Source organism: Streptomyces sp. NTH33, assembly GCF_003236365.1.
Lineage (GTDB): Bacteria > Actinomycetota > Actinomycetes > Streptomycetales > Streptomycetaceae > Streptomyces.
This window is the reverse complement of the sequence record NZ_POTZ01000295.1, coordinates 1-9,072: the sequence shown is the minus strand read 5'-3', so window position 1 is coordinate 9,072 and position 9,072 is coordinate 1. Positions and strand designations below refer to the sequence as shown.

10 protein-coding genes are annotated in these 9,072 nt (G+C 70.1%); 2 read left to right on the top strand and 8 right to left on the bottom strand.

Translation table 11 applies throughout. The annotated features are described in order from the left end of the window. The 5 genes from C1I97_RS24670 to C1I97_RS24650 all read right to left on the bottom strand — a co-directional run. Window positions 1-185: NAD(P)H-hydrate epimerase (locus tag C1I97_RS24670; RefSeq protein ID WP_309147825.1), on the bottom strand; the 185-nt coding region annotated here is incomplete at its 3' end. A 234-nt stretch (window positions 186-419) separates the two neighbouring features. Beyond that, window positions 420-791, bottom strand: a complete 372-nt coding sequence (locus C1I97_RS24665; protein ID WP_111005372.1) for a holo-ACP synthase — start codon at window positions 789-791, stop codon at window positions 420-422. 24 nt (window positions 792-815) lie between these two features. Continuing rightward, window positions 816-1,028 (bottom strand): DUF4287 domain-containing protein, encoded by a 213-nt coding sequence (locus C1I97_RS24660; protein ID WP_111005371.1) that lies wholly within the window; start codon window positions 1,026-1,028, stop codon window positions 816-818. Between the two features lie 169 nt (window positions 1,029-1,197). After that, a complete protein-coding gene (gene glmS, locus C1I97_RS24655; protein WP_111005370.1) occupies window positions 1,198-3,045 on the bottom strand; it encodes a glutamine--fructose-6-phosphate transaminase (isomerizing) in 1,848 nt (615 codons plus the stop codon). A gap of 104 nt (window positions 3,046-3,149) precedes the next feature. After that, complete coding sequence (locus C1I97_RS24650) at window positions 3,150-3,950, bottom strand: hypothetical protein (RefSeq protein WP_111005369.1); 801 nt, start codon at window positions 3,948-3,950, stop codon at window positions 3,150-3,152. A 232-nt stretch (window positions 3,951-4,182) separates the two neighbouring features. Between C1I97_RS24650 and coaA the strand changes: the two genes are divergently transcribed. Both coaA and C1I97_RS24640 read left to right on the top strand, forming a co-directional pair. After that, on the top strand, window positions 4,183-5,151 hold the full coding sequence (coaA, locus tag C1I97_RS24645; protein ID WP_181446893.1) for a type I pantothenate kinase: 969 nt from the start codon (window positions 4,183-4,185) through the stop codon (window positions 5,149-5,151). Between the two features lie 37 nt (window positions 5,152-5,188). Next, the gene (locus C1I97_RS24640) at window positions 5,189-6,139 is read left to right on the top strand and encodes a DUF389 domain-containing protein (protein ID WP_111005367.1); all 951 of its coding nucleotides are present in this window, start codon (window positions 5,189-5,191) and stop codon (window positions 6,137-6,139) included. On the opposite strand, the gene glmM is transcribed toward C1I97_RS24640, so the two are convergent. From glmM to rplM, 3 genes are all read right to left on the bottom strand, one after another. Continuing rightward, the gene (gene glmM / locus C1I97_RS24635) at window positions 6,136-7,494 is read right to left on the bottom strand and encodes a phosphoglucosamine mutase (RefSeq protein ID WP_111005366.1); all 1,359 of its coding nucleotides are present in this window, start codon (window positions 7,492-7,494) and stop codon (window positions 6,136-6,138) included. The two genes, C1I97_RS24640 and glmM, sit on opposite strands and share 4 nt — an antisense overlap. 192 nt (window positions 7,495-7,686) lie before the next feature. Beyond that, window positions 7,687-8,199 carry a 30S ribosomal protein S9 gene (rpsI, locus tag C1I97_RS24630; protein ID WP_111005365.1) on the bottom strand — a complete coding sequence of 171 codons (513 nt, stop codon included), beginning with the start codon at window positions 8,197-8,199 and terminating at the stop codon, window positions 7,687-7,689. A 42-nt stretch (window positions 8,200-8,241) separates the two neighbouring features. Then, entirely contained in the window at window positions 8,242-8,685 is a 444-nt protein-coding gene (gene rplM / locus C1I97_RS24625) for a 50S ribosomal protein L13 (RefSeq protein ID WP_073948307.1), read from the bottom strand. Between the last annotated feature and the right edge of the window lie 387 nt (window positions 8,686-9,072).

Below are 9,072 nucleotides of genomic sequence, written 5' to 3'. Positions count from 1 at the left end.
TCCCCGCCGTTGTCCCCGCTGCCGACCAGCAGCACCACCCGCCGCCCGTACACCCGCCCGAGCAAGTCCGCGCAGGCGGCGGCGAGTCCGGCCGCCGCCCGCTGCATGAGCGCCCCCTCCGGCAGCCGCGCCATGAGCGCGCGTTCGGCTGTCCTGACCGTCTCTACGCTGTACGCGGTACGCATGCGGTCGAGTCTGCCCCGAACGACGGCGGAACCGCACCCGGACCCGCAGCCGGACCCGCAGCCGGACCCGCAGCCGCCGTGCTGGACCCGGCGCCAGGGCCTGCCGTCACCTTCCCGTCGTCGTCCGAAGGGCGGCCCCGCGGCGTCTGGTGCGTGCTCTGGGGTTCCCCTGCTCGAAGAGCCCGGGGGAGCGTGCCAGGCGTCGCGGGGCAGACGGGGATGTGACGACAGGCCCTAGCCCTCGGCCACCACGACGGCCGACGCCACCCCCGCGTCATGGCTCAGCGAGAGGTGCCAGGAGGTGACCCCGAGTTCGGCGGCCCGCGCCGCCACGGTCCCCGTCACCCTCAGCCGAGGCCGCCCACTGTCCTCGACGTACACCTCCGCGTCCGTCCAGAGCAGCCCGGCCGGCGCTCCCAGGGCCTTGGCGAGCGCCTCCTTGGCGGCGAACCGCGCGGCGAGCGAGGCCATGCCCCGCCGCTCCCCACTGGGCAGCAGCAACTCGCTCTCCAGGAAGAGCCGTTGCGCCAGACTGGGCGTCCGCTCCAGCGACGCCGCGAACCGATCGATCTCGGCCACGTCGATACCGACCCCGATGATGCTCATGCCGAGCACCCTACGGGCCGCATCTCACCTGCCGCCGTCCTCGCGGAGCGTGTGCGCCACCAGGGCGTTGGCGTGCCCGTGCCCCAGGCCGTGCTCGGCCTTGAGCCAGTTCACCAGTTCCATGTGCCTGGTCAGGGGCGAGGAGCGGATGAGGTCCTGCCACGCGGCGATCGGCCGGCCGTACTTCTTCTCTATCGAGGGGAAGTAGCTGGCGGGGCCCTTGGCTGTCGCGGTCATGATGGATGCGGTTCCTTCCCGTGTCGCACGTCGTTGCTTGTACGACCGGGGCGGAACGGAAAACTCATCGGTCAGGCAGCGACCAGTTCGCACCACACGACTTTCCCCCGGTTGCCCTCCCTGGCGACTCGACGTACCGCCGCTTGACCAGTGACCGTGGCGAGCGTCCTCACTCCACGGTGACCGACTTCGCCAGGTTCCGAGGCTGATCCACCTCGTTCCCCCGCGCCGTCGCCAGCTCGCACGCGAAGACCTGCAACGGCACCGTCGCGACCAGCGGCTGAAGCAGCGTCGGCGTCACCGGGATCCGGATCAGATGGTCGGCGTACGGGGCGACCGCCTCGTCACCCTCCTCCGCGATCACGATCGTCCGCGCCCCCCTCGCACGGATCTCCTGGATGTTGGAGACGATCTTGTCGTGGAGGACGGACCGGCCACGCGGCGACGGAACCACCACGACCACCGGCAGGTCCTCCTCGATCAGGGCGATCGGACCGTGCTTCAGCTCGCCCGCCGCGAAGCCCTCGGCGTGCATGTACGCCAACTCCTTGAGCTTCAGGGCGCCTTCGAGGGCGACCGGATAGCCGACGTGCCGCCCCAGGAACAGCACCGTGTTCTTGTCGGCCAGCGAGCGCGCCAGTTCCCGTACCGGCTCCATCGTCTCCAGGACCTGCTCCACCGCGCCGGTGATCCGCGACAGGTCACGGATCACCGCCTGGATCTCGTCGCCCCACTTGGTGCCCCGCACCTGGCCCAGGTACAGCGCCACCAGATAGCACGCCACCAGCTGCGTCAGGAACGCCTTCGTCGACGCGACCGCGACCTCCGGCCCCGCGTGCGTGTAGAGCACCGCATCCGACTCGCGCGGAATGGTCGAGCCGTTGGTGTTGCAGATGGCCAGCACCTTGGCGCCCTGCTCGCGGGCGTGGCGCAGCGCCATCAGCGTGTCCATCGTCTCGCCCGACTGGGAGATGGCGATGACGAGGGTCTGCGCGTCCAGGATCGGGTCCCGGTAGCGGAACTCGCTCGCCAGTTCCACCTCGCACGGGATCCGCGTCCAGTGCTCGATGGCGTACTTGGCGATCAGACCCGCGTGGAAGGCCGTGCCGCAGGCGACGATGACGACCTTGTCCATCTCGCGGAGTTCCGAGGCACTGATCCGCACCTCGTCCAGCGTCAGGTTCCCGGCCCCGTCGATGCGGCCCAGCAGGGTGTCGGCGACCGCCTTGGGCTGCTCGGCGATCTCCTTGAGCATGAAGTAGTCGTAGCCGCCCTTCTCGGCGGCGGCCGCGTCCCAGTCGACGTCGTAGGAGCGGACCTCGGCCGGCTGCCCGTCGAACCCGGTGACCGTCACCTTGTCCCGGCGCAGCTCCACCACCTGGTCCTGCCCCAGCTCGATCGCCGAGCGCGTGTGGGCGATGAACGCGGCGACGTCGGAGGCGAGGAAGGCCTCGCCCTCGCCGACACCCACCACCAGCGGGGAGTTGCGGCGGGCGCCCACGACGACGCCGGGCTCGTCGGCGTGCACGGCGACCAGCGTGAACGCGCCCTCCAGGCGGCGGCACACCAGCCGCATGGCCTCCGCCAGGTCGGCGCAGGAGGAGAACTCCTCGGCGAGCAGGTGCGCGACGACCTCGGTGTCGGTCTCGGAGGACAGCTCGTGCCCGCGCTCCTCCAACTCGGCCCGTAGCGCGGCGAAGTTCTCGATGATGCCGTTGTGGACGACGGCGACCCGCCCGGCGTTGTCGAGGTGCGGGTGGGCGTTGGCGTCGGTGGGCCCGCCGTGGGTGGCCCACCGGGTGTGGCCGATGCCCGTGGAACCGGTCGGCAGCGGCCGCTCCCCGAGTTCCTTCTCCAGGTTGACCAGCTTCCCGGCCCGCTTCGCCGCCGCCAGTCCGCCGTCGGCGAGCACGGCGACGCCGGCCGAGTCGTAGCCCCGGTACTCCAGCCGCTTCAGCCCGGCCATCACGACCTCGAGCGCCGACTGCGATCCCACGTATCCCACGATTCCGCACATGGGCGGCAGCCTACGGGCCGTCACCCGGTGGAAGGGGCGACTTCTTGCCCGAAATCGGAAATTCCCACCGGGGCAGGAAGCGCCCCGGTGGGAAGCGCGTCAGGTCACTTCAGCTTGGCGAGCTGGGTGTCCACGATGTGCGTGGGAAACTCGAAGTCCTTGCCGGTGGCGGCGGCGGCGAGGTTCAGAGCGACGAAGGAGGCGACGGTGGCGTCCTTGCGGGCCACGACGGCCTTGAAGACCATCTTGTCGCCGCCGTCGGCGGCGATCGTCATGGTCATCGCGAGCGCCTCGTCGGCCCCCTCGGGTGCCTCGGTCTCGGTCACCTTCAGCGTCTTGACCTTCTCGCCGACTCCGGTGTAGGTGAAGCCGCCGGCGCACTTCTCCAGGGACGCCTTCGTGTCCTTGAAAACCGTCTCGGCGCCGCTGTCCTCGTAGGAGGCGAGCGTCAGGATGACCTTGTCCAGGTCGAGGGAGGCGAGCATCGCCTCCTCGGACATGGCGTCGGAGGCGGACGGCTTCTTCTTGCCCGCCTCCGTCCAGACCCGCTTCACCGTGGCCGCCGGATCGCCCTGCGCGGCCGAGGCCTGGGTGAGGGCGAGCGGCTGGCAGGCCGTGTCCTCCGCCTTGACCTGCTCCTTCTTGACGTCGTTCGCCCCGGTGATCTTGGTGTCGACCTTGCCGTTGTCAACGTCCTTCTGCGCCAGCGCGACCTTCTCCAGCTCGTCGGCGGTCAGCGCCTTGGCGGGGGTCGCCGAGGGGGTCTTGTCGGCCTGGGTGGTCTTGCCGTCCCCGGCCTTGTCCTTGCTGTCGCCGTCGGACGAACCGCCGCAGGCGGTGGCGAGCAGGGCCAGGGCGGCAGCGGACGCGGCAAGGGCGGTACGACGGACCACGAGGGATCTCACGGACGAGCACTCTTTTCTCATCTGACGTCCTGTGACGTCTTCTGACGGCGGACGATCTCCGTATCGGTTCCGGCGCAGCCTACGCACAGCCTCCCCACAGATGATCATGGATCAGTCCCCCGGTACCCGACCGTGACACCGATGTGATCCCCCCTCCACCACGTGACACAGCCCACCCTGCGCGCGGTTCGAACTCCGTTAACAATGGACTGTGATCTCTCCGGTCTCCACGATGCCCCGGAGCGCCCACCGGTCCCGGCCGGAGGCGACTCCCTACGTCGACCTCACCCGTGCCGAGTGGAGCGCGCTGCGCGCCAAGACGCCGCTGACGCTGTCCGCCGAGGAGGTCGAGCAGTTGCGCGGCCTGGGTGACGTCATCGACCTCGACGAGGTGCGGGACATCTACCTTCCGCTGTCACGGCTGCTCAACCTCTACGTCGGCGCCGCGAACGGGCTGCGCGGCGCGCTGAACACGTTCCTCGGCGAGCAGGGGTCCCAGTCCGGCACGCCCTTCGTCATAGGGGTGGCGGGGTCGGTCGCCGTCGGCAAGTCGACCGTGGCCCGGCTGCTGCGGGCACTGCTGTCCCGCTGGCCGGAGCACCCGCGGGTCGAGCTGGTCACCACCGACGGGTTCCTGCTACCGACACGGGAGCTCCAGGCTCGGGGCCTGATATCGCGCAAGGGCTTCCCGGAGTCGTACGACCGCAGGGCCCTCACCCGGTTCGTCGCCGACATCAAGGCCGGCAAGGACGAGGTGACCGCCCCGGTCTACTCCCACCTCATCTACGACATCGTCCCCGACGAGAAGCTCACCGTACGGCGCCCCGACATCCTCATCGTCGAGGGGCTGAACGTCCTGCAGCCCGCCCTGCCCGGCAAGGACGGCCGCACCCGGGTCGGGCTCGCCGACTACTTCGACTTCAGCGTGTACGTCGACGCGCGCACCGAGGACATCGAGCGGTGGTACCTGAGCCGGTTCCGCAAGCTGCGCCGGACGGCCTTCCAGGACCCGTCCTCGTACTTCCGCAGGTACACGCAGGTGTCCGAGGAGGAGTCCCTCGACTACGCCCGCACCATGTGGCGGACCGTCAACAAGCCGAATCTCGTGGAGAACATCGCGCCCACCCGAGGCCGGGCCACGCTCGTGGTGCGCAAGGGCCCGGACCACAAGGTGCAGCGGCTGAGCCTGCGGAAGCTGTGACGTCCACGGGCGTCCACGGGCGTCTACGCTGCCTTTCATGCTGCATGTGCGCCTGATCACGCCGCCCGAGCGGACCGATGACGTGGTGCGTCTGATCGAGTCGGCGGTCGGCACCGCGCACCTCGTCGTGCTGCCGGCCGCGGCCCGCAAGCCGGCCGGTGACGTGGTCCTGTGCGATGTGGCGCGCGAGGCCGGTGAGGATCTCCTCGGCGGGCTGCGGAAGCTGGGGATCGACCGCACCGGCTCCATCACCGTCGAAGGCGAGGGCGTCGACCTGACGTTGTCCGAGCAGTCCGAGAAGGCCGAGAAGTCGGCGCCGGGCGAGAGCGCGGACGCGGTGCTGTGGGAGGACCTGGAGGAGGTCACGAGCGAGGATTCCTCGCTCTCGGTCACCTACCTCGCCTTCATCACGCTGGCCACGATGATCGCCGCGTGCGGTGTGGTGCTCGACAACGCCGTGCTGATCGTCGGCGCGATGGCCGTGGGGCCGGAGTTCGGGCCGCTGGCGGGCATCGCCACCGCGCTGGTGCAGCGGACGCCGCGTCTGGCGCTGCGCTCGCTGACCGCCCTGCTGGCCGGCTTCGCGCTGGCGATGACGGTGACGGCCGGATTCGCACTGTTCATGGACGCGGTCGGGCTGTTCAGCGAGGCCAAGCTGAAGGGTCCGCGGCCCGGCACCGGCTTCGTCGCCGCCCCCGACGCGTTCTCCCTCGTCGTGGCGGCCCTCGCCGGAGCCGCCGGCACGCTCTCCCTGACGTCCGCCAAGTCCGGCGCGCTGATCGGCGTCGCCATCTCCGTGACCACCATCCCGGCCGCCGCCAACGCGGCCGTCGCGCTCGCCTACGGCGACATCACCCAGACCCGGGGGTCGGTGGTCCAGCTGCTGCTGAACCTGTCCGGCATCGTCCTGGCCGGCACGCTCACCCTGCTCGCCCAGAAGTGGTTCTGGGCGAGGCAACGCGAGCGCACCCGCGGGAAGGCCGGTTAGCCGAGCGCCGACTTCACCACGTCCGCCAGGCGGCTCGCCACCGAGCGGGCCTGGTCGATGTCCGCGGCCTCGACCATGACCCGGACCAGCGGCTCGGTTCCGGACGGACGCAGCAGCACCCGTCCGGTCTCCCCCAGCTCCCGCTCCGCCTCGGTGACCGCGGCCGCCAGGTCGGCGGAGGTCCTCACCCGGGTCTTGTCCACGTCCGGGACGTTGATGAGGACCTGCGGCAGGCGCTCCATCACGGAGGCCAGGTCCCGCAGCGTACGGCCGGTCTCGGCGACCCGGGCCGCCAGCATCAGGCCGGTCAGCGTGCCGTCGCCGGTGGTGGCGTGGTCGAGGATGATGACGTGGCCGGACTGCTCGCCGCCGAGGGCGTAGCCCTTGCTCTTCATCTCCTCCAGGACGTACCGGTCGCCGACGGCGGTCTGCACGAGGTGGATGCCCTCGCGCTCCATGGCCAGCTTGAAGCCCAGGTTCGACATCACGGTCGCGACGACGGTGTCGCGGCGCAGCGCGGAGCGCTCCCGCATCGCCAGCGCGAGCACCGACAGGATCTGGTCGCCGTCGACCTCCTCGCCGGTGTGGTCCACGGCCAGGCAGCGGTCGGCGTCACCGTCGTGCGCGATGCCGAAGTCGGCGCCGTGCTCGACCACGGCCGCTTTGAGCTGCCCGAGGTGGGTCGAGCCGCAGCCGTCGTTGATGTTGAGGCCGTCCGGGCCCGCACCGATGGTGACGACCTCGGCACCGGCCTGCCGGAAGGCCTCCGGCGAGACGCCGAAGGCGGCGCCGTGCGCCTCGTCGAGGACGATCCTGAGGCCGTCGAGCCGGTTCGGCAGGACGCCGACGAGGTGGGCGACGTACTTGTCGAAGCCTTCGTCGTAGTCGCGGACGCGGCCCACGCCCGCGCCCGTGGGGCGGTCCCAGGGCGCGCCGGTACGGTGCTCCTCGTAGACCGCCTCGATACGGTCCTCCAGCTCGTCGGCGAGCTTGTGACCGCCGCGGGCGAAGAACTTGATGCCGTTGTCCGGCATGGCGTTGTGGCTGGCCGACAGCATCACGCCCAGGTCGGCGCCGAGCGCGCCGGTGAGGTACGCCACCGCCGGCGTCGGCAGCACACCGACCCGCAGGACGTCCACGCCCGCGCTCGCCAGGCCGGCCACCACGGCGGCCTCCAGGAACTCCCCGGACGCGCGCGGGTCCCGCCCGACCACCGCGGTCGGCCTGTGCCCCTCGAAGGTGCCCGCCTCGGCCAGTACGTGCGCCGCGGCGACGGAGAGGCCGAGCGCCAGCTCGGCGGTCAGGTCCGCGTTGGCGACGCCGCGCACGCCGTCCGTGCCGAAGAGTCGTCCCACTTGTCCTCCTGGAGAAGCATCGTTTCGAAAAGATGCTGGATTATGGCACTCGACGCCTCCGGCATCCGGTCGCATCAGCCTTTGAACGGCTTGTGCCGTTATACGCCCAAGCCCCGTGATATACGAACGCCCCGGGGGCACAGTGGGCGTGCCGCCGGGGCGTTCGGAGTACGTGCAGGGGCGCCGCTGGGACTAGCGCTTGCTGTACTGCGGGGCCTTGCGGGCCTTCTTCAGACCGGCCTTCTTGCGCTCGACCGCACGGTCGTCGCGGCGGAGGAAGCCGGCCTTCTTCAGCGGGCCGCGGTTGTTGTCGACGTCGGCCTCGTTCAGCGCGCGGGCGACACCGAGACGGAGGGCACCGGCCTGACCGGAGACACCGCCACCGGCGATGCGGGCGACGACGTCGTAGCGGCCCTCGAGCTCCAGCACCTTGAAGGGCTCGTTGACTTCCTGCTGGTGCACCTTGTTCGGGAAGTAGTCCTCGAGGGTGCGACCGTTGATCTTCCACTTGCCGGAGCCCGGAACGATCCGGACGCGGGCGATGGCGTTCTTGCGGCGGCCCAGGCCGGCGGCCGGCTGCGGCTCGCCGAAGCGGGAGGCCAGGGACTCCGAGGTGTACTCGCCCTCGACGGGGACCTCGGACTCGGTGGTGTAGCTGTCGATGTCAAGCTCTTCGAGCGGCTGCTCGGCAGTGGTCTCGGCCACGATTCTCCTCAGATTCTCTTCAGTCTTAGGGGGTGGCCGGACTTACTGCGCGACCTGGGTGATCTCGAACGGCACCGGCTGCTGGGCGCCGTGCGGGTGCTGGTCACCCTTGTAGACCTTCAGCTTCGAGAGCATCTGACGGCCCAGGGAGTTCTTGGGGAGCATGCCCTTGACGGCCTTCTCGACGGCCTTCTCGGGGTTCTTCTCGAGCAGCTCGTCGTAGCGGACGGAGCGCAGACCGCCCGGGTAGCCGGAGTGGCGGTACGCCATCTTCTGGGTCCGCTTGTTGCCGGAGAGGTGCACCTTGTCGGCGTTGATGATGATGACGAAGTCACCAGCGTCGACGTGCGGCGCGTAGATCGGCTTGTGCTTGCCCCGGAGAAGGGTGGCGGCGGTGGACGCCAGGCGACCCAGGACGACGTCCTGGGCGTCAATGACATGCCACTGGCGCGTGATATCGCCGGGCTTGGGGCTGTACGTACGCACGGTTCGTAGCCTTCGCTTCTTCAGTGAGTGGTCCTGACAAGGTCACCGAAGACGATCACGACAGCCCTGACCGCACCGCGGTGACGCAAACCGCGTGCTGGTCGCTGGTCATCGGCCCGGTGGACCGGTGTAAGGGCCCGTCCCGTGAGAATGAGCAAGCCAATACACAACGAACCCGCAGGATACCTGCGGCGCCTTCGCCGGGTCAAAACGGGGACGTAGGCGCGGGTCCTGCGTGTTCTCCCCCAGTGTACGGCGTGTACGGCGTTCACCCCGGAGGCTTCCGCCCCCGGACCCCCGCTGCGGCCTGAACGGCTTCGTCCTCGATCTCCCCCGAGCTCTTCGAGCGGGGACTTTCGGGGCCGGGTGGCGTCTCGCGGCCTGTCC